Source organism: Brevibacillus sp. AG, assembly GCF_028369215.1.
Lineage (GTDB): Bacteria > Bacillota > Bacilli > Brevibacillales > Brevibacillaceae > Brevibacillus > Brevibacillus porteri.
Window position 1 is genome coordinate 119,352 of the sequence record NZ_JAQMYO010000012.1, and the last position, 21,371, is coordinate 140,722.

The window sequence follows — 21,371 nt, forward strand, 5'->3', positions numbered from 1 at the left end:
AAGTGGGGGAAGTTAATGAATGTTCGATCTCGATGGAAAAAACTTCTTGCAACATTACTTGCTATAAGTTTGGCAGCTGGGGGAGTGTTATTTAACACTCCCACCCCAGCTAGTGCTATAGATGCCAACAAGTTAAACTTAAATCTTGCTGAACTAGATAGTAAAGGTAGACCAATTGGAAACGATTTTGATCGAGTGAAAATCGCAGGACCATCCTTGGACCAAGACTCAATGATTCCTACAATACAAGATGTTGAGATTAACGGGACTAAGCAAGGGACAGCTGTAAACTACTCATATGAGTACGCTGTTTCTGATAATGGGCACTTGTTTGGAACTCTTGACGAGGCTAAAAGGTGGACAGAGCTGTTAAATGGTAATCCTAGTTATGTTAATGGTGGGAGTTCCGGTGCGTATGGTCATGTTATATCCAACAAAGGTTCTGAATTTAAAAACATGAAGAACCTTGCTGAAGTTGCCATTGCTTCAGGAGGATGGGGGAAATATGATCATAGTGCAATTTATCCTCTCGGAAATGGAAAGTATCGAAGGATAGCAAAATTCTATACAACAGAACGGCCAACAAGGGAAGTCAAGACTGATAAGACTACTTATCAACCCAATGAAACAGTAAAAATTACAACAACAGCTACTGACTTTTCCAAGTATAACAAAGGTATAGAAGTGCTAAACTTATCAGTAATCAATAAATCAACCAGTAGGGGATACAAACAGTATTCTGAAGTAATGGGATTCCATGCGGATAGTTCAGGAAGAGATGAACCATTTGTCTGGAACGGAAAAGTACTGGAATACAAACCACCAGCAGGAGGACATGAGCCGGGAACCTATGAAGTACAGTTTTTGATCGTTGACTCAAAAAAACGTGCAAATCGTGAAGCCAGTAGTATTAGTGCTGCAACACCTGCAATTGCCACGTTTACCATAGGCGGAGCTCCTCCCGTTCTTGCTTGTGCGAATATCAAATTCCATTCCGGAACAAAGGTCTCCGACCCAGTAGTAAGCTCTGGAAGCACTCAACTCGTAACAACGGGTGATGTTGCACGCTTTTTTGCTGAAACGAATGGTAAAGGCGTAAAAGGAGATTGGAAGGTAGAAGGATATTCGGCCTTTGATACCAACAATTCAGCTACGTTCAACTTTACTGTCCCCAATTCTCCCGGTGAGATCTTCAAAATAACGTTTAAGTTAGCTGGGACGAATGAAACCTGCTTAACCATATACGTAAAGGCAGATATGCAAGGTAGCATACCGTGTCCACCTTCCGATTCCTCCAAGGCAGAAAAGATGGACATTCTTCACAAACTCAATTCAGGAAGTTCAGAATCAACATATTATTCACTCATAACACCCCACGCAACTGCTATTGCAAGTGTGAAGGTAGCCTCTCAGTACATGAACAGCAAGGTGGAGAAGGTAACGATTAAACCTTCAAACGGCGGGGGAGGAAGCTGGTATGTAGACGGCGCCCCAGCAAAAGCAAGTGCAGTTATCTCCGGTGGACAAGGTCTGCTTATCAGTGAGTATGCCATTAGTATCAGTGACGATGATTCAATGACCTTCAAAGTTGAATTCCGTGGCAACAACGGTAAAGTTTGGTGCTATAACATCACATTAACAACTGAAAAGAAAAGTAAGCCGGCTGATCCATCTTGCTTTGAAGTGCACATTAATTATATAGGTGGAAAAACAATAGCATCTGGAACGACTCTTCACATGACGAACAAAATTGGGAGATTCGATTTCCACGTTGTTTATCATAATGGACGTGATGCCAACCAAAGAACCAATGTTAATTGGGAAGTAGAGTATCCGGATGGAACTGTGAAACCATGGCCATTAATGTATGACGACAAAAAAGATAAAATGCGACCACATCGAACAGATAACTTCGTTTATGAGGAAAAGATGAATGCTGGTCTCAATAAAGGAGAACAAGTTTGGTTTAAGACTCCTGGAACTTATAAGATCAGACATGACGGGCATGAATGGTTTAAGGAGTATAAGGACATAGAATGTCCATCTTGGGAGATTACAATTGTTATCGTAGAGGAGCCAGAACCTCAAGGATGTGAAGGATTTACTGTCGAAGTGGAAGTAGACGGATCTAAACGAGAGTTTTCGGGAGGGACTGGAACACCAGCAGATCCATTTATTCTGAATGTAAATCGCAAAGAGGTTGCAACATTTAATGCTTTATATAATGGGCAACCATCTGTGAAGGTATATTGGTTCTTAAAATCTGCATACGGAAATTCCGGAAGGACCGAGACTAGTTTCTCCTATGAATTCTATCAATCGCCCGCTGAAGTACCGGATGGATTCTTGCTCACAATGTCTAGAAAATCTCCGGATCAGGGCGGTGATATATGTTATACCTTTAAAATCGTCTGGGGAGATCCTCCTGATCCTCCGTCACGAGTTGAATGTGATGACCTCTATATAAGAGCTTCTGTAGATGGAAGATTTGTTGATCGAGTAGGAGAAGGGACAGCTGCAAGCCCATACAAACTAAGATTAACATCCGGTGCAACTAATAACGTAGAGTTCTTTGCTTTTAGAGATACCAGTTCTGGAAGTGGTACGACGAAAGGAATTGACTCTGTAAAATGGGAATTAGTGAGTTCGAAGGGAACCGATACAAGCTCATCTAATCCATTCACGAAGCGCTTCTCTGACACGTCAGCAATAACGTATACGTTAAAAGCAACCATAAAGATAAAGGGAATTACATGTATCAAATACATGGAGATCACTGTAGCTCAAGCAGGGTGCGACGACCTTTACTTGCATATGTGGAATTCGCAACGAAATATGTGGGCTAATAGAAGTACCCCAACTGACGAGCATTATAAACCAGATGAAGGAATGGGGTTTGTAATTTCGGACGATGGAAAGATTGACATTAAGTTGGCTGTCACCAATTCAATTGCGGACCCAACGCCAAGTACTCGTTTGAAAGTGACATGGACAGCCATAAACAAGACTACAGGTGAAACGATTACCAATTCTTCTTCTAATCCATCCGTGCTGTTTGAAAAGAATGGATTATCCTCAGGGATCTATGTGATTAAGGCGAAGGTAACGGATACACGTTTCCCAGCTTTACTGGATTGTGAGATTGCTATTAAAGCCATTATTAAGTCACGAGACGGTGGTTGTGATGCACTTTACCTTCACGTATTTGAGAAGTTTGATGGTGTATGGAAAGAAAGAGTTGTTGATTCGGGAACCACACTTACCTATCCAACTGCGCCCGATGTTATTCAGTTTTTTATCTGGGATTCAGCAAACCTTATATCAGAAAATAGACAGGGTGGAGAATTTGTCGTTGAGGCAGAATGGACTACTTCACCTCCTATGGAAAGTCAAATGCCTGCATGGGCAGGGTTTAGTCCAAAAGAAAAACTAACCGAAGGTAGTTACATCTTTACTGCTAAAATTAACGACTCCGAGTGGGTAAGTGCAAAAGATTGTCAGTATACAGTTACTGTCGTAATTGGACAAGACGAGGTTGATGAACCGCCTCCATGCACAACTTGTGAACCCGGAGGAGAGATTCCTGGCGGTAAGATGAATATGAAGGTGTATGATTCTGACAACCGTTTGCTAAGCAGTACGGCGGATGGAACATGGGAAAAAGAACCTGCACGTATTGAAGTGGAAATCAATCAGTCCCAGATCGACATGGCGTTCGCAAGCGTTGATCGTGAAATCGCACAAGCAATCGTTGACAAACAGGCGTACTTTGAAGCTAAGTACCCCGCTCCAGATTATGAAAATGTGATTATTACACCGAATCCAACATCATGGAATGCAAAAGCGAGTCCAATGACGCGTTGGCCAAGCTCCGTACCTATGACCGTGAATGGACCTGGAGTGGATCAGAACTTCACGTTAAATCCGAAGTTGCCGGTCCAAAGTAATATATACACGGGCACAACTGTACCAACGCTCACTACATGGAATGTTCAATTGAATGCTGAGGATTACATGGCTGAAGCAGATAGTTTTACAATTGAGGCTCCTTATAAAGTGGAGTTTAGAGTAAGCTATGAAAAATGCGTTGAAAAGAAAGATCCAAAAAATCCGAAAGCACCGTCTAAGAAGGAATGCTCATCAGGAACGGATCAAGACAGTATTCAGAACACGTTTACGATTACCATTGATGGTGTCGATACCAAATTTGAAGTTTATGAGCCAAATGCAAAAGGTAATCTGTTGCATACGCCTGAATGGATTGAGAAGCATTCGCGGGATCGGTACACATCGAGTACCAATAATTCCTATTATGCTGGCGAGACCATCTTAACACACATGGTATTCGAACCAAGACATAAGCATCCGTTCTCAAACCAATATCCGGTCATTCTGTCTGCAACATCATGGATGCAGGAGCAAGGTGGGAAAAACACGGATCTACGTAATTCGTTAAACCTTGTGAAAGTGGGAATGGAATGGCATGGGCCGAGTATTGAGGTACCAAAGCTGGGGCGTCGTGAAGAAGGTGTGGATACGCTCAAAATGGGGGATGTTTGGTCCGGGCTGCAACGAGGCAATTACAGCGTCTACTTCCTTCCAAGGTTTAAGTTTGGAGTAGATAAAGGGTATCCGGTCTATGATAAATCCCAGCTGCGTGGTCACAACATGGATGACTATAAGGTCCCTCTTGAAATCCTAGGTAATGCTTATGAGTGGCAAGGATACAAAACACATTACAGATAATTAAGAGGAAACAAACAAAAAGTGGCCTAGTGGGGTCACTTTTTGTTTTATCTATGCCGATAACTTACAATCAATCATTTACTATTGAATTTTCCATATCAAAGCTTATCTAAGATTGTGACCATCTACTGCTTTAGGAATAAATGTCTTTTTGTTTGCATCGCTTCTTTTGATAGTAGAAGCTTATTCGTTCGTGATACATGGTGAGTACATGATGTAGTAGTGTGCCAGGATCATTCATAAATTTATGCTTCTCCCAGAATGATTTACTTCGCTCATCATTCACATACAAATAAATATGAACCCCCGGAAGTTGATCAATGAGAGCATTTATAATCTTACTCCCTATACCCTTGCCTTTTTCGAATACTTCGAAATTTTCTATTTGTATACTATCAGATCCGAATATTGTTTTAAATGAAAAATCAATTAGGCCAATAATTTCCCCGTTATCTTCAACCTTATATACATCCTCTACTATACAGCTACAGTCAGATATATTTATGGCCCAATCCCAGTTTAATTCCAAGTCATATTTCTTAATAAATGAGACTAATTCATCATTTGTACAATTTGGAGAAAATTCCATGTGTAACACCCTTCCACATAAATTTACGTACTAGGTGCATTGCTTAGCGGCAAACGTAGTGAAATTCCCTCTGAACTTAAGAATCACTCAAGTAGTTAAAGCTAATCAAATTTATCATTAGGAGGTCAATAATCAGGACTCCGTTGTTGGGGGAGATACTCCCCCAATTGAATTTGAGACGATCGAGACAGTACCTACTCACGAAGCTATTGGCTGGAACGGTTTTTCAAGATGATCGAAATTCTAAAACAGGACTTTCTAGTTGAAATCCGGCTGTCTTTAGTGCAGGTTCCCCTGGAAAGAGGTTTCGGTAAGACCGTCGGTGTTCGACAAACTTGCGCGATCGCTCAACTAACGAATGGCAACAGTCCGAGCTATAGTATGTAGGTGGCTCGGCCAGATGATTGGTCGGGATTATTAAGTGAAATAAATTAGCTCCTCATTTTTGAGGAAAGAGGCAATTATCGAGATTTCAAAGATCTCGCTTGAAAGCAAGCGGGAATTATCTTTCATGGAACAAGGAAAAGGAATCGTTTTAAACCTCGCAATTGTTGGTATTTCTAGGTCGGAAAAAAACTCTGGAAGTGAAAACGTTCAAGAGTAGGCATAATGACGGCAAGCTTTCAAAACATTAACAAGATAGCAACACCTTATTTTCGCTTCATTTAATATAGACATTGAAATTAAGTACTGTGCGAAAATTTAATTAGGAAATTATGTATGATATGGGTTTTCTTTAACCATACTACTTTTATGGTAAATACTTCAAGTGATACAGGAGTGAATAAAAGACAACAAAAACAAAAAAAAGCGGCAGAGAACTTTTATGCTGAATGTGACCGAAGAGGATACAAAGTATTAGGCGAGTATAATACGGCACGTAACAAAGTCCAATTACTTTGTAAGGAGGGACATCTGTGGTACTGTTCGCCAGCTAGCTTAATGCATAGAAAGCGAACTTGCTCGATTTGTAGTGGAAACTCCTCAGAAAGGGCGGAAGAAAAATGGAATGCATTAATATCAGGTGTAAAATTCACATCACTAACAGAATACAAGGGGACACACAATAAGGTTTTGGTGAGGTGCAACTCATGCGAAAAGGAATTTTGGGTATACCCAAATAAGTTATATTCCGGACAAAGAGGTTGTCCAAGATGTGCGAATGTTGATCGTGAATCTGCTGCTGAAAAGTTTTATAAAAAATTATTCGAAAATGAAATAATTCCGCTTGATGAATATGTTGATAGATATAAACCTGTGAGGGTAAAGCACGTGACATGCGGGAGTACATACAAAATAGAACCAAGGAGATACATGTATGGTGACAATTTGTATGGTAACTATCGGGGGGCACGTTGTCGTCGATGTGCTCGATATGTGAATGAGTTATTGAAACAACATGAGAATGGAAAAGTGACTTCTCATGAGCTATTAGAGATTGTTAAAAAAAATGGCTGGGAAACTAGAATGGAGGATTTGGAAAATGAGTTACGTAACCGAGATTACAGAAATGCCTATTGATAAAATCATTATTGATGGAACGCGATATCAAAGTTTGAATATGGATATCGTTGAACAATTAAAAGCAAGTATCGAAGAAGTTGGATTAAAAAACCCACTCACTGTTACACGTAGAGGGGTACTTGTCTCGGGACTTCATAGACTGACGGCACTGGCCAAACTGAACTATACAATGGTTCCGGTACTTTTGACAGATGAGGATCAATATAGGAACGACATCGAACAAATAGACGAAAATCTCGTTAGACAGACTCTATCTTTCATTGAGCGCGCTGAGCAAAATGTACGAAAAGTGTCTTTGATGATTAAGGAACAAAAAAAATTAGACAGCACAGATTCTGCTGAATTACATATTTACTTGGACGATATTGTGACTTATCAAGCCATTCTTGATAGGTTGAAAATTGATAACCGAGATTACGAGGATTACAAAAAGGTCATATTAAATTTGGATCGGAATGTCATCAATCATCTGAAGAAACTTGAAACTGAAAAGAGGGTGCCGATAAATAAAGCAACATATCTGACTCTATCTAAGTTACCTAAGCCTTGGCAATTTCGATTTATTAATGAATTAGGAGATAAGAGTCCTAACAGTGCTGCCACAAATATTGAAATTGAGTACAACAAATACGAAACTGAAGTGCGTGTCCAAGAAGCGAAGCGAAAAGCACATGAAGAAGCAAAGAAACGCGAAGAAGAGAGATTTCGTCAATTGGAAGAAGTGCGCAAGCGTCAAGAAGCATTAATGAAACAACAGGAAGTAGAGCGGAAGAAACGTGAGGAAGAAGCGGAGCGTCAGCGAAAACAACTTTTAGAGCAAATGAGAAAGGCAAAAGAAGAAGCAGAACGATTGGATTTACTTCGGAAACAAGAAGAGCTGGAGCGTCAGGAAAAGCAACGGCGTATAGATGCTGAACGGAAAGTACAACAAGAACGAGAACGTCTTGAAAAATTAAGACTACAACAAGAAGAAGAACGTAAAAAATCAGAAGCAATTGAAGCAAAGCTCCTTCACGAAGAAGCTGAACAAAGGAAACTTAACGAATATCTGAAGAAGCACAACACGCTTCCACCACTTGTCATGAACTCTTCCCAGAATGTGATTGAAGTTATTAAACAACAAGATGAACCAAAAAGCAAACATCGTGTCGTCCATTTCCAAGATGCATTTACACTTACTACATTAGCTGGAAAAGCTGATCGTCGTGAATGGATAGACTCACATTCTGACATACACCGAGTTAGAGAAAATTTACTCAAATATCAACAGGTGCTGTTCATCTGTTACAACAAAGCAGATATCTTGAAAGTTGCCGAAGAAATTGAAAAGCATAGCTAAAACATCAAATATACATCAAGAGGAGTGCATAATTTATGTTTGAGGAATCTAATGTAACTGATCCAGTAACTATGAAGTATTTGATTAAACCTGCTATAGGTACTAAGACGGCTTACGGAAGCCGCTTCACAACTGTTTTGGACTATAGTATTTTAAATGATGCTGATCTAGACCTCTTTTCCAATAAAACTGCACAACGTACAGTGAAATTAAAGCGTGCAGAGAAAATTGCTAAAAACTATTTTAACATACTAACAAAAGAAAGCGATGAAGATCACGAACTACCTTTCCAATCTAGTTTCGTTTTCAATTTAAACCTTAAGGAGAACGGACTTTCTGAAGAAAATCTTCTTAAAGACGGATTTCTCCACATCCCCTGCATAAAACAGATTTTTAGCATTCGGGATGGAGGACATAGGAAAGTTGCTTCTATATTGTTAATAAGGATGTTGAATGAGAAGATTGATAACATAAAATCGAATTCAAAGCGAGCTTATTACGAGCTTATCAAGCGTAAGTTTTTAGAACTTTCATTTACTGCTGATATTTATGTTGACCTGGATGATACTTATAGTAAACGATGCTTACTCGATCTCGGTAAAAGTGAACCTGTATCCCCAGGTCGTGAATTCTATTTTGTTAATGATGCTTACGCGGAAGCTATTGAGTATTTGTCAGATCAGAATAATATAAATATCGTAATTGACCTAGATAACTCAAAGTATTCAAAGTACAACGGCTTGTCTGTTCCTTTAAATTACGTCTCAGATATGATTAAAATCATAGGTGATGCACTAGAGGGGCAAGGGAAAATGACTCCCGAACAAATTAACAAATATCTAATTGAGTTTATGACAGATGTGTTGCTTTCTCTTAAGATCGATAGTTTTAATTTCAAAAACAATAATCGAACAGAACAGCTAACTTATCTGGTCGATTGTAAAGTGAATCTATTTAACTCCATGAAGCGCCTTTTGAATAAAGCCGTACGGGAGGCAAGAGCCAACGCCATTAAAAAGGTAGTTGGTGTGGATATTCTATTCAGCAAGTTGGCCAGCAAACCAAAAAAGGAAGTCCTCGATGTCTTGTCTGAGACTGATCTAATCTCTAGATTTAATGAAATAAGAAATACGATAACAACAGCAAGTTTCAAGACGGAAGCTTTAAACCAAAATGAAATCGAAGCAGCACTCTAGCTGAAAAATGAAGGGGCTATCCGACAGTCCCTTCATTTTTTTGTATTTAACTTACCTTGGACATAATGCACAAAAGTATTTTTTATCACTTTATTAAGGTCGCGCATGTTTCTGAAGCTAGAATAATCGATACTTTTGATCAGTTTGGCACGTAGCTTGTCATTAAATGTGTAACCGGAAAGGGTATTATACTTTTCAATTATTTCGTTAACTCGATGATTTAGAAATTTCTTTTTGTCGTTATCGGTCAAAAAGTCAAAAACGCCTTTATAATCAAACCGCGAACGCAGCTCAGGAGATATATGGGTTAAAAATTGTTCTTTAGTTATGTTTGAGGTAAAGACAATAATGTAACCATCAATATCATTTTCTTCGGCTTTAGTGTTGGTCAGCTTTCCGTTTTCTAAAACATCAAGAAAATAATTAAAAACAGCACTATCGGCTTTTTCGAATTCATCGATTAGTATTAGTCCTATATCAGACTCATTGACCCTTTTCATCAATTCGCCGCCGTCACTGCCAATGTAGCCCAAGGGGCTGCCAATTAGACTGTTCAGTGCATCTTTGCTACTGTAATTACCAAAACTGATTTTTGCGAGCTTCTTTTTACTTTTCAAACATTTGTGGATTGTGCGTGCAACCTCCGTTTTTCCTACTCCAGAGTCGCCCATTAGAAACAATGATAAGATTTTATGCTCACCTATTTTATTGAAGATTCTAAAGGTATCAATAAGCAGTCTAAGCTCTTTTTTGAACTCAGTGTGACCATACAGTTTATCATTAAATTCGGTATAAAAGCTATTTAACTCTTCTTCAGTTAGGTTGGTAATTTTCCTTACTGGGGGTAGAATCTGTTTATCTTCCCTTGATGGCTCTTCCTCTATTGCCTGTTCAGCTGTCTTCTCTAGGGGAATAGGCTGTAAATCACCGAAAGAGTGTTTAAGATAGTAGAACAAGTCGTCCTTGTATTTATCTTCGACAATGAACTCGATGTGGTCACCGATCTTGCTTAACAACTTTTCGAACTGAAATACTGAGCTTTCTTGTTCTTTCATAATGGGGCATATAGAACTTAAATCAATAATATATAAGTCTTGTTCATTTAACCAATCTACTTCTTTATCATTAAGGAATTCTGAAATAGTACTAATTGTTTTGCATTCTGCAATTTTTTGCTGTTTAAATGCCCAATAGTGTTTTTTTTCGTAGAAATAAAGTATCCTATCCATTGGCCTCGGAAGCCTTCTTCCTATTAAGACTTTGTTCTTCTTCTGTCGTCTCTTCAACGGGATCTATATTCTGGACAATTGCGAGAAGGTCGATATAATGATAATCCGTCTCGTCTGGAGCTGTCTGTTGAAATAGGGGAGTCTTTTTAGCTTGTAGTTGACTATTGTGAACCTCTTGGTCTGAGTTTGAATTATTTGTTTGACCGAGCTCTTGAAAAAAGTCAAAAGAGTTTTTTAGTTTGTCAATTTTCACTTGTCCCTTATATATTCCAATAATTGTTACATTACCTATAAACAGATCATCAATACTATACAGACTTTCAAGTTCGCTTTCAAAAGTCATTGGAATTTTGATGAGTATTTGTTCTGCATTTGGAGAAAAACCCTTTAGTTTATAGGAATAATCTTTTAATATTGAATTTAACGCATTATTCAAATCAAGACCTTCTATCTGTGGTATTGATGAATCTTTTAACGCACCACTTGAAAATATCTTTACAGTTCTTAGTTCTTGCTCATTAAGTAGTTCTAATTTAACGTTATCTACTCTAATAAGAGCGCCCTCTCTGATGTCTTTAAATCCAATTGTAGATTTGCTTTTTTTGATAACATCGTTAAGAATAATCGATTTTGTTGTTTTTACTTCAAAAGTCTCAATCACCTTTTGGGAATCCGATGAAAGAGATTTCAAAGTTGTGCCCACATTTGCATTGAAAAAATTTAGAAACTTTGCACCCATAGACGCTTTAATTTCAGCATCAGTAGTTCCTGTGTCTCCCGTCTCTATATTTCCACCAGTTTGAATGAGATTACTTATTATCATTTTGATTTCGTAAACTTTGGAGAAGTTTAAGTAATAGATGTTAAACAGCATAGTACCACCTCTTATTATCATTTTTTGCCAGATTTCCTGTATTGAATAATTCTACCACAATCTAGAAATGATTTGAGATAAAGTAGAGTACGGCGGGATATCTCAATCTTATTATGATTGCTGTTAGGGATGGTGTTTCTATGCGACAACAAACACTCTTTCAATTACGGTGATAGAGTTCGTTATCAAATTCGGACTTTAATAGATACTAATATTGAGAAGTTCTATACTTGTTCGTAATTATTCATTATGATATAGTGAAAGAAATCAAAAGATTGCGGCGGAAATACCGACGAATTCCATTTCTCACAATGAGGAGTGGAATTCGTCTTTTTTGTTTTCAGCTAGTAATTACGGTGAATGGAGATGAAGTTTATTGCATGCAATCAAAAGAACACTCGCTTCCTTATTTGCCCTTATGCTCATCATTCTGTTTATGGTAGGAATTTCGTTGAACTTTCAAGCTACAAGCTAGCAGCAGTTATCTAAGTAGGAGGATCATATGAAAAAAGCGGTAAAAGCACTTACAACAACAGCCCTCATGTTGCAAATATGCTTGGGAGCGATCCTATTCAATCCTTTATCTGTGGAAGCCCAAACAAATCCCGTTACTCAACCTCAAGACTCAGTCGGACTTCAAGCGGGACCAGCTAAGGCTGTAATTAAAGAAGACGTGAAGCAAGGTGATGAAGTCAGAATCAATAAGCTTTTTATTCAGAACACGGGAACAGTAAGAGAAAAGGTAGTGATTTCTACTGAGGGAGGTATAACAGTAGAAAAGGAAAGCCTGATATTGAAACCACAAGAAAAGGTGTTCTTAGAGGCTTCAATCCAACCAGACTTCACAATGATGCCGGGTAAGACTGAGGGGAAAATATTGATCTCTGCCACAGAAGACGAAGGGAAGGGAATACAGCATAATCCAGCTGTAGAACTCCAATTTAACTACAACTTGATAGCTGGTACTTTAGCGGATAAGTGGATGTACTATGTTAAGAACAATGAGTACGTTCAAGGGTCAATATTGGTTGCTCTACTTGTCATTTTGATAGGACTAGTTATGAGAAAACGTAAGAAACGAACTAAGCCTCAAGTGGAAGTAACTACGTAAATAAGACAAGGAAGGGATGCAGGATGAAGAAAACGATCATCTCATTATTGTTACTACTGTCCATACCGATGTACGCAAGTGCATCAGTAGCAGATTCCTCCACAACTACAAACTTCACGGTCGAAGTTGTGGAAGAGTCACTAGGGCTTAATATCTCAGGTAGCACGGATCTAGGGCAGATATCTAGAAAGAGTGCTCCCGAAATCCGTTTTCCTGGGTTAAAGGTTTCAAATCAGGGAGCTGTAAAGGGATATTTATATGCTGAAGTCGGCCAATTACAAGGGATCTCTTTTGGCAATGGAGAGGGTGATTTAATAGCTGTCTCGGTTGTTAATGGAAGCAACGAACTAGCAGCTATTCCCCAATCTGAGAGTCTTTTGACGGATGTGATGCGCGATCTGGATTCTGACAGTGATCCAATTGGTATTAGTCCTGGGGAGGAACTTGCATCCTTTAACGTTGTCTTCTCCGTTAAAGATCGATTACCGGTTGGCAAACTTTCAATGCCCGTGAAATGGACCCTGAAGGCTCAGTAAACAACCAGACGATAAATATTAGTCATAAAGAGGGGATTTACGATCATGAAAAAGCTAATCTATACAGCCATAGCCGGTTGCCTACTTTTTGTTCCTTCAGCAGAGGCCGCTGTTACCGATACAAGTACAACCTCAAATTTTACAGTGACGGTCGTTGAAGAGACATTAGGTCTGAATATTGCGGGAGAAACAAACCTTGGTGAAGTAATACAAGATACAATCAAAAATTCAAACGGTAATCAATCAGTAGAGTTTAACAATATATCATTCACGAACAGTGGTAATACAAAAGGTGTACTGTATGGACAAGTTTTAACTCCAAAACGGACGACATTTGGACAGAATTCTGAGGAAATCTCGTTTGTTGGATTAAAATCCCGAGCAGGTAGAGGTGGATCAGTAGACGTTCTATACCAGTATTCCGTAAACCCCATTCCAACTGAGGTCAAGTTAGCCAACATGATGGAGTCATTTGACACGGATCTCGATAAAACACATGTTGGTCCTGGAGAGACCCTTGGTAATATTCAAGTACTTCTTTTTGAATTTAATGATAGGGTCCCACTTGGGGAATTGACTTTGCCTATACAATGGGTCATGAAATCTAGTTAATATTACTGGATTATGCAATGAGAGAATAAATTCTTCAAGCAAAGGTGTATGGCAGCGTGAGAACAATCATGAAGCTTGAGATTAAAGGTTTATCAATTCCAGATTCAATACCGTAGTTGTAAGAGGTAATGATTAAATAACATATTAAGAATAAGAATGGAGAGGTAAACGTAATGAAAAAGAGTATCTTGGCAGCAGTAACACTATTGGCAACTATTATCCCATTTTCGGCATCAGCTGCACCAGCTGATGTGAGCTCCACATCAAACTTCTCACTAACAGTAGTTGAGGCTACTATCGGATTAACAATTTCCGGTGCAACAAACATTCCAGAGATAATTAGTAAAACGCAAGGCGGCACGCAGGAAATCTCTTTCCCTAATATTGCTATCACAAACAGTGGCAATACAAAGGGTGTGCTCTACGCGAATACCTTGACTCCAACCGGAATTAATTGGGGATCGGCTGAAGGCGACTTGTTATCAGTACAATTGAATGGTTCGTCTGTTACGGGAATCGACGATACAGAAAAGAAACTCACTGATTTCATGTCCTCTCAAAATACGGACGGAGACGCTAGTTTTGTTGGACCAAAAGAAAAAATGACCGCCTTTGATGTGGTGTGGAAAGCACAAGGGCAGCTCCCGATCGGGGATCTGGTTGTTCCTATTAAGTGGACGATGAAAGCTAACTAGAAGTGACCTACATGGTCACTTTCTTCTTTCTTACCATTTGGATTTTGAAGTTACCGGGTATTACTATTGAAGGCTTGCGGTATAATGTAGGGAGTAATATAATAAATAGGAAATATATACCTAGCGCCGGAAATACCGACGAGTTTCTTTTCTCTATAAGGAGAAAAGGGATTCGTCTTTTTTTTATGACTTTTATCACTCTTATTACAATAAGGAGGTTGTTTTCACGATGAGCAGAGCAAGTAAATCAAAAATCGAAAGTGCTGTGGAAAGAAATGTGCACGAATTACCTACTATGCCCTCTGCATGTTTCCCTGTCATTTTGCGTGTGGGAATTCAGGATGCTGTGATCAAAGAAGATAAGCGGGGCTCAACTTCTCGGTACTGGAGATTGGACACAGACGGAGAGTTCGTAAGGGCAGGAAGATCATGAGTCAATCGCAAGTGGTAATCAGTGAATCGAAACAACGTTGGAGCGTTATCATAGGCAATTTGTTAGTAGCAGGGGTATCTATCTGGCAAATGGTTTTAATCTTGGTCAACAAGGGTAATTACGGAGTTCTCTTCGTAGTCTTCGCTTTCCCTGGTTTCTATTTCTACGTTAGTCATAAACATGACATTACTCTCTTTCAAATACTTCTAATCAGTCTAGGACTGAATAGAGAACTAAAGAAAATTAAGGGGTACTTACTTGGCGTTGTTGGCGGATTTGTTATGGGATGGCATCTCATGTTTATGAATATCATTCGTTTCGTTCGATCAAAGATATCTGAAGGTCGAACAAGCAGACAAATACTCGTACACCAAAAGCCTATCAAGGATATTCAACAGGGAACAAATACTCGACTAAGCCAGGACATTGAAGAGATTACATGTGATTCTGATACAGATTCTGAGATGGTTCAAGACCCGATAACTGATATCGAAGCGATGGAAATGAGGTCGATGTTAAAACAAGAACGACCAGTAAGGGAGGGAAGATAGTGTGAAGGTAGCGTGGTCAACGAAATGTAGACATAGTGTATCAGCTCTAGACTATGATCAATCAGAACATGGTATGGTGCAGTGTATTGATGCAGCATGCCGGGTAGGAGTGATATTAAATCGAGGAAATGAAGATATTGCTCCACATTTCAAGACAACTGGGTATGCGGACTCCCAACACAAACCAGAATGTGGCTTTTTTCAAAAGCTCGATCCTTTCGAGGCACTGGAAAAGGCGCTAGAGTACCAAGACCTAATGGCTGAAACTCAAATGAGTGAAGATGAGTATGTCATCGATTTAAATCTGAACAGGATTGATCCTGATCGGAGTTATCTTTCCGATGAAGAAAGAGAAAAAAACGAATCCAAGAAAAGCGAGAAGCCTGAAGAAGAGGAAGTCGGTTCAGAAGACAAAAAGATTTCGAGATGTTCTTCTCCAAAATCGATTGTGAAGTTACTCACGAGTCTTACGCCAGACGAACTTACCACGATTCAATTTTCGGTCAAGCGTGGAGGAAAAAAGGTCAAGGTTCCGTTGTCCGAAATGGTCATTACACCTGATACAGCCTATCAGTATTTAACTGAAAAAAATGATACGGGGGACTATTTTGTTCTAGGCAAAGTAAAACATGTGAACCGAAGAGAGAAAGTAATCTACATCAACTTATACCCGGTAAACGGTATTGATTTTACCGTAGTTGTTTTTCACGCTCATTTTCCTTACTTCACTTACACAGATAAACAGTTAATCGATAAGAGTTGCGTTATCTATGGTCGATTGAGAATCAACAGTCAGAGGGAGAATCATGCTCAGATGACGATAAAGTCAAATGATTATATTGCTGCATTCAGAAAACGAAAAAAATTCAACGAACAATTAAAGCAGGATGGTGAGTAGTTTGGAAGCCAGTATGAAGAGAAAGTGCTTAATACTCGGAGGCGTGATGTTGTTCGGTTTCATTGTGCTTTTATTGATCGCCTTATCAAAACCGGATTCAGAGGTTGGGCCAGGAGTGCAGAATTCTATAACGGCAAATGCTTCTGACTGGTCAAAAGAGCAATGAATCATTCTGAAGTACCTTACAAATACAAGAGCTACAGAACCTAGCGTTTCCCAACCACTATGGAGCTGAAGATAGGTTCAAGTAGGAAGGGGGGAATCCATGACAGCATCTATGCAGATGAGAGATTACCAAGAAAAAGCTGTATCTGAAGTGATACGGCTGCAACACGAAGTGAGAAGACAACTCCTCATAGCAGCTACAGGTGCAGGCAAAACGATTATTAGCAGTGAGATCTTCAAGAGATTCAATAAGAAGTCCTTATTCCTCGCACACCGCGATGAACTTATTCGGCAAGCAGCTAGCAAATTACTTCAAGTATGGCCCGAGGCAGATGTTGGTATCATAAAGGGCCGAGAGAATGAAGTAAGTAAACAGATTATCTCATGCTCTGTACAGTCCCTCGTTAATCGAATGGAACAGATTACAGAAAAGGTAGAACTAATCATTATCGATGAATGCCACCACGCAGTAAGTCCTACCTATACGAAAGTGATCGACTACTTTAGCGAACTAAACCCAGATCTGCTCATTGTTGGCGTAACGGCCACACCTGATCGAACTGATGGGAAAGAGTTATCGACAGTGTTTGATCAAATTGTGTTCGAAATCAACATGCTTGATCTAATTAAAATGGGATACTTGGTCAATCTTCGAGGGCAACGAGTAGATACAGGGGTAGATCTATCGAAGATTAAGACAACCTATGGGGATTTTGACGAGACGCAATTATCAAACAACTATAACACACCCAAAATTAATGAACTGGTAGTAGAAACGTATCTGAATCGATGCGAAGACCGACTGTCTGTTGCATTTTGTTGCACCGTACAGCACGCAATAGACCTTGCAGCTACATTTCGCGCCTATGGAATTTCAGCTCATCATGTAGATGGAACGATGAAAGATGATGAGCGTAGAGATATTCTAACTCGATTTGCTCAAGGTGATATTCGTGTTGTGACCAACGTCATGGTGTTAACGGAAGGGTTCGATTGCCCGGAACTTTCTTGCGTGCTGATGGTTAGGCCAACACAAAGTCGATCGTTGTATGTACAAGCGGTTGGGAGAGGTACGCGTTTGTTTCCGGGTAAGACTGAATGTTTAGTGATTGATTTTGCCGGGAATACAGGACGTCATCAACTGGTTACGCTGCTTTCTATCATCGGAACCCTTGCTGAACAAGAAGCGATCAAACGTGAAAAGGGAATGACGAGTGATGAGGAAACCTCTGGACGAGTAAATGAAGATATCATCATTAGTACAGCGGACGTGATCCGTCATCAGCAAATCATGAATGCCTATGAAGAAGCGCTGGAGGAGAAGTTTCAACAAGTACAAAACGTAGATCTCTTGCCGAAAGAAAGTAAGTTTGAATGGAACCCGCTACCCGTGGGTTATAGCATAAACTTGGGGGCAGGGAGTGTTTGTCTCGTCCCTTCCATTGATGAGGATGAACCTGGATGGAACATCTGGGCTTATGCAAAAAGTACTGACTCGATCAGCTGTGTCAATCTCGACCCATTTCTCTCGTTGGGAGAGGCGCAAACGAAAGCTGAAGAACTAATCGAAAAACGAGCGAAGGAACCCTGGATGCAAAGGCTCGTGCTTAAAGACGTAATTGAAAAGAAAGACAAGATAACAAGAGAGCAGGAGGACGAACTACGGAAGCTAAAACTTCCGGTACCGGATACAACTGGTGAAGCTGCCTTATTGTTAGACCGCTTTCAGATAACAGAAAAGCTCCTTGAGCTACAAATCATTCGCTAATAGTGGAGGGGATACAGCAGAATCGATAAAATCTCTGATACCCATTCACAAAGCGAGACGGTAAAGGAGGGGCAGTGGGTATGAGACAAAGGATTTCGGAGGAAACCATTGAGTTTGCCAAAAGCGTTAACGTGTTTGATATAGCGCAAGCCATTGGGCTCCCCTTGGAGAAAACGGGGAAATCGTACTTTACTAATTGCATCGTTCATAGTGAAAAGACGCCCTCATTCAGTATTGAACCGGGCAAGAATCGCTATCATTGCTTTGGCCAGTGTCACGATACGGGTGGAAAGGGAGCAATTTCCTTCATCATGTACTACGAATGGAAGAAGTATGACGAGACGCTCTTTCTTCAAGCGGTAGAGAAGGTATGCTATTACATGGGCCACCCGGTTGTTTACACAGACGGCAGTCGAATAGAGTCAGATCGTCCTGTTAAACCTCCTTCTCAGTTTCGTGAAAGAGTTGACTCTCCATTAGCAGAACCTCAAATGATCACAGCTGTATATCGCTCTTTGATCGATAAGTTGTCTTTGAAGAAGGAGCATATCAACCATCTCCGTTTTGAGAGAAGAATGACGATCGATGTGATTGGTTTACGGCAATACCGTTCTTATCCTGAAAGACCATATGTAATAGCAGGTGAGATCAATCAGGAATTCACTACACTAGAAGGGGTCCCGGGATTCTATGAATCCGTTAGACAAGATGGTTCTGGAACGTATTGGAATATGTCCGGTATAAACGGAATCCTAATCCCCGTTCGCAATGAATATGGAATCGTCCAAGGATTTCAACTCCGAGTCGAATCTCCAAAACTTCATCCGATTATCGAAGCGGTTAATGATCATCCGCTACATGCAGAGATTTCAGATACACAAATCCTCACTGTTCATTACAAAAAGAAGTTGATTTACTCGGGAAAGGTCCAAGATAGCTCGAAGATTCCCATTACGATCGCAGGACAGCTTGTAGGAAATGTACGAGTAAAGAAACGGAACAAATACATTTGGTTATCGTCGACAGAAAAGCGTAAGGGTTCTAAGGTAGTCCCCACCTATCATGTTGCCTACCCTCCAAACGGAATGCCAGACGGCTCCACCATCGATTGTAGCGTGGTAGATATCACCGAGGGGCCCCTCAAGGGCGACATTATGTCTGAATACACGGGTAGGCCAGCTGTATGCTTTCCTGGTTTGAGCCAATGGTATTTAGCTGTAGAAGGTGCTATGAAACTGAAACCCAAAAAAGTCATACTATCCATCGATGGGGACGCAATTCGGACGATCCACAATAAGGATACTGATGAAGAGAAAGAGGAAGCGGGGGAAGTAGTACGCTCTTTGATTCGAGAGTTTGCAGCAGAAGGCGTGAGTATTGATTTAGCTTTATGGGATATTACACGTTCATCAAAGGGAATCGATGACCTCTATATATCTGGGATGAAACCCAAGCTGTTCTCCATCATAGATTTTAGCAAATAGCCCAGCTGTCGCTAAGCGTCCACAAGTATTAGTATTACAACATTCGTGAAACTAAGATCGGAGGAATTCGTTTTGAAAAGGAAAAGGAAACTGATTTTGTCTTCAGCCCTAGCTATGATTGCTTTAGGAATATTTACAGTAGTTGGATCAGCTGCTCCAACACAAGAAGCTATTCAGGCTTTTAAAGATTCAAAGATGAAGGTATTTAAAGATGGGACGAGCATCTCTTTGAGGGATCAAAATGGACGATACCTTTCACCGATCGTATACAACGGGGTTACGTATGTTCCTGTAAGAGCGGTCGGGGAAGTTACTGGTTTGAACGTTAGTTATGATGAACAGCAAAAGATCGTTCATCTTAACACTAAACAACCAGAAGGCGACCTTCGTCTTGTGGATTATAAAGGGCGTACGGGAGGAAACGTTTTACTATCCCTAGTGGATGATGATCTAAATGTAGCGGATACGGACTTTTCCCATGGTGCTATCGTGAAAGGGAATACCAAACTATCGTTTACCTTCCCAGAAGGTGCTTATCGTTCGTTTGAATCAGATATTGTGGTGTTGCGTGATGATCCTAACAGTAAAGGAAAAAAGTCATCTTCAAAAAAATCGATAACCATCCGGGCATTTGAAGTCGTGAATGGAAAGGAAATTTCTTTCTATACGGATACCTTTAAAGTAATGAAAACTTCATCTGGTGGAGAGCGTTTATCTATTCAATTAGATGGCAAAAAAGATGTACGTATTGCGATAGAAGGTGCAGATGGATATACAAAAGTTATACTGGGGAATGCCTATTTTAAAAAGTAGGTTTTCAAAAGAGGGATCATAATTTGGAGTACAATCGTGCTTACTTCTTCCCAGAATCAACAAACAACTTACTTACGTATCGGGCGTTCCGATAAAATAGAAGTGCTCAGGAACTTGTCATGCTTGTTCCTGAGCACTTCTTTATCCTTTTTATTTATCACTGTAACCATTTTTGACATTGAATCGAAACGGATGTGTTTTTTTCTATTCTAAGTTCGGGAAAGCCTTTATCACAGCTTCAAGATCTTTCTTAAATGAATCAACTTTTTGTTGATCTTTACTGAATAGCCTATCATCATTCACTCTGCCTATTAGGTAATTTAGTTTCTTGAGCTCATCTTGTTTACTTTGGATCTCTATAAGATTCTTATCATTTACAAATGGTTGAATTTTCTTTAGATAATCTCTTTTATTCGCGTACAGCGTGATGATTTCAGATTGTAATTGATCATCGGCAATTATCTGTTTTGTTTCCTGATTGTTAAAGATAGTAGCTGGAAGGAAAAGAGGGTTGGAAATTAAATAGCTTTCAATCATTCCTGAAAGATAGGCTAAACTCTCTTTATCTTTAACAATAGCGAGTTCTTTTGTAATCAACTCAAACTGATAAACCGAGGTGGTGTGTTGATGTTTGAAAACATCGGTTAAAGTAATTTGAAATTGATTATGCATTGGCTCGGGTGATTTTTCGCTGCAAGATGTCAAAATTAGAGATAGACCCAGTATTATGGAAAGCATCGTTTTCATGAGGTTCTTCCTTTCTTAAGATCAAAAAAGCATTCGGTAATCCGAATGCTTTTTATATTTA

At 39.7% G+C, this 21,371-nt stretch carries 17 protein-coding genes; 13 read left to right on the top strand and 4 right to left on the bottom strand.

Features of this window, described 5'->3' with window-relative positions:
- Nucleotides 1-15 precede the first annotated feature (15 nt).
- Nucleotides 16-4,746 (top strand): hypothetical protein, encoded by a 4,731-nt coding sequence (locus tag POF51_RS26350; RefSeq protein WP_271756425.1) that lies wholly within the window; start codon nt 16-18, stop codon nt 4,744-4,746.
- A 133-nt stretch (nt 4,747-4,879) separates the two neighbouring features.
- On the opposite strand, the gene POF51_RS26355 is transcribed toward POF51_RS26350, so the two are convergent.
- A complete protein-coding gene (locus POF51_RS26355; protein WP_271756426.1) occupies nt 4,880-5,335 on the bottom strand; it encodes a GNAT family N-acetyltransferase in 456 nt (151 codons plus the stop codon).
- Between the two features lie 780 nt (nt 5,336-6,115).
- Between POF51_RS26355 and POF51_RS26360 the strand changes: the two genes are divergently transcribed.
- Genes POF51_RS26360 through POF51_RS26370 form a run of 3 tightly spaced genes read left to right on the top strand, consistent with a single transcriptional unit; the run spans nt 6,116 to nt 9,394 of the window.
- Nucleotides 6,116-6,856 (top strand): hypothetical protein, encoded by a 741-nt coding sequence (locus POF51_RS26360; protein ID WP_271756427.1) that lies wholly within the window; start codon nt 6,116-6,118, stop codon nt 6,854-6,856.
- On the top strand, nt 6,819-8,198 hold the full coding sequence (locus POF51_RS26365) for a ParB/RepB/Spo0J family partition protein (RefSeq protein ID WP_271756428.1): 1,380 nt from the start codon (nt 6,819-6,821) through the stop codon (nt 8,196-8,198). Before POF51_RS26360 ends, POF51_RS26365 begins: the two co-directional genes overlap by 38 nt.
- Before the next feature lie 35 nt (nt 8,199-8,233).
- The gene (locus POF51_RS26370) at nt 8,234-9,394 is read left to right on the top strand and encodes a hypothetical protein (RefSeq protein ID WP_271756429.1); all 1,161 of its coding nucleotides are present in this window, start codon (nt 8,234-8,236) and stop codon (nt 9,392-9,394) included.
- Nucleotides 9,395-9,426: 32 nt separating this feature from the next.
- On the opposite strand, the gene POF51_RS26375 is transcribed toward POF51_RS26370, so the two are convergent.
- Nucleotides 9,427-10,623: an AAA family ATPase gene (locus tag POF51_RS26375; RefSeq protein ID WP_271756430.1), complete on the bottom strand. Its 1,197-nt coding sequence runs from the start codon at nt 10,621-10,623 to the stop codon at nt 9,427-9,429.
- Complete coding sequence (locus POF51_RS26380) at nt 10,616-11,497, bottom strand: hypothetical protein (RefSeq protein WP_271756431.1); 882 nt, start codon at nt 11,495-11,497, stop codon at nt 10,616-10,618. Before POF51_RS26380 ends, POF51_RS26375 begins: the two co-directional genes overlap by 8 nt.
- Nucleotides 11,498-11,999: 502 nt before the next feature.
- Here POF51_RS26380 and POF51_RS26385 point away from each other — a divergent pair.
- From POF51_RS26385 to POF51_RS26425, 9 genes are all read left to right on the top strand, one after another.
- Complete coding sequence (locus POF51_RS26385) at nt 12,000-12,608, top strand: hypothetical protein (protein ID WP_271756432.1); 609 nt, start codon at nt 12,000-12,002, stop codon at nt 12,606-12,608.
- A gap of 23 nt (nt 12,609-12,631) precedes the next feature.
- Complete coding sequence (locus tag POF51_RS26390; protein WP_271756433.1) at nt 12,632-13,144, top strand: hypothetical protein; 513 nt, start codon at nt 12,632-12,634, stop codon at nt 13,142-13,144.
- A gap of 45 nt (nt 13,145-13,189) precedes the next feature.
- Nucleotides 13,190-13,756, top strand: a complete 567-nt coding sequence (locus POF51_RS26395; protein WP_271756434.1) for a hypothetical protein — start codon at nt 13,190-13,192, stop codon at nt 13,754-13,756.
- A gap of 173 nt (nt 13,757-13,929) precedes the next feature.
- Nucleotides 13,930-14,451 (top strand): hypothetical protein, encoded by a 522-nt coding sequence (locus POF51_RS26400; protein ID WP_271756435.1) that lies wholly within the window; start codon nt 13,930-13,932, stop codon nt 14,449-14,451.
- 429 nt (nt 14,452-14,880) lie between these two features.
- Entirely contained in the window at nt 14,881-15,435 is a 555-nt protein-coding gene (locus tag POF51_RS26405; RefSeq protein WP_271756436.1) for a hypothetical protein, read from the top strand.
- 1 nt (nt 15,436) lies between these two features.
- Nucleotides 15,437-16,333 carry a hypothetical protein gene (locus POF51_RS26410; protein ID WP_271756437.1) on the top strand — a complete coding sequence of 299 codons (897 nt, stop codon included), beginning with the start codon at nt 15,437-15,439 and terminating at the stop codon, nt 16,331-16,333.
- Between the two features lie 265 nt (nt 16,334-16,598).
- A complete protein-coding gene (locus POF51_RS26415; RefSeq protein WP_271756438.1) occupies nt 16,599-18,266 on the top strand; it encodes a DEAD/DEAH box helicase in 1,668 nt (555 codons plus the stop codon).
- An 80-nt stretch (nt 18,267-18,346) separates the two neighbouring features.
- A complete protein-coding gene (locus tag POF51_RS26420) occupies nt 18,347-19,750 on the top strand; it encodes a CHC2 zinc finger domain-containing protein (protein WP_271756439.1) in 1,404 nt (467 codons plus the stop codon).
- A gap of 72 nt (nt 19,751-19,822) precedes the next feature.
- A complete protein-coding gene (locus POF51_RS26425) occupies nt 19,823-20,563 on the top strand; it encodes a stalk domain-containing protein (RefSeq protein ID WP_271756440.1) in 741 nt (246 codons plus the stop codon).
- A gap of 204 nt (nt 20,564-20,767) precedes the next feature.
- Here the strand turns inward: POF51_RS26425 and POF51_RS26430 are convergent, their stop codons facing one another.
- Nucleotides 20,768-21,310 (bottom strand): hypothetical protein, encoded by a 543-nt coding sequence (locus tag POF51_RS26430; protein ID WP_271756441.1) that lies wholly within the window; start codon nt 21,308-21,310, stop codon nt 20,768-20,770.
- Between the last annotated feature and the right edge of the window lie 61 nt (nt 21,311-21,371).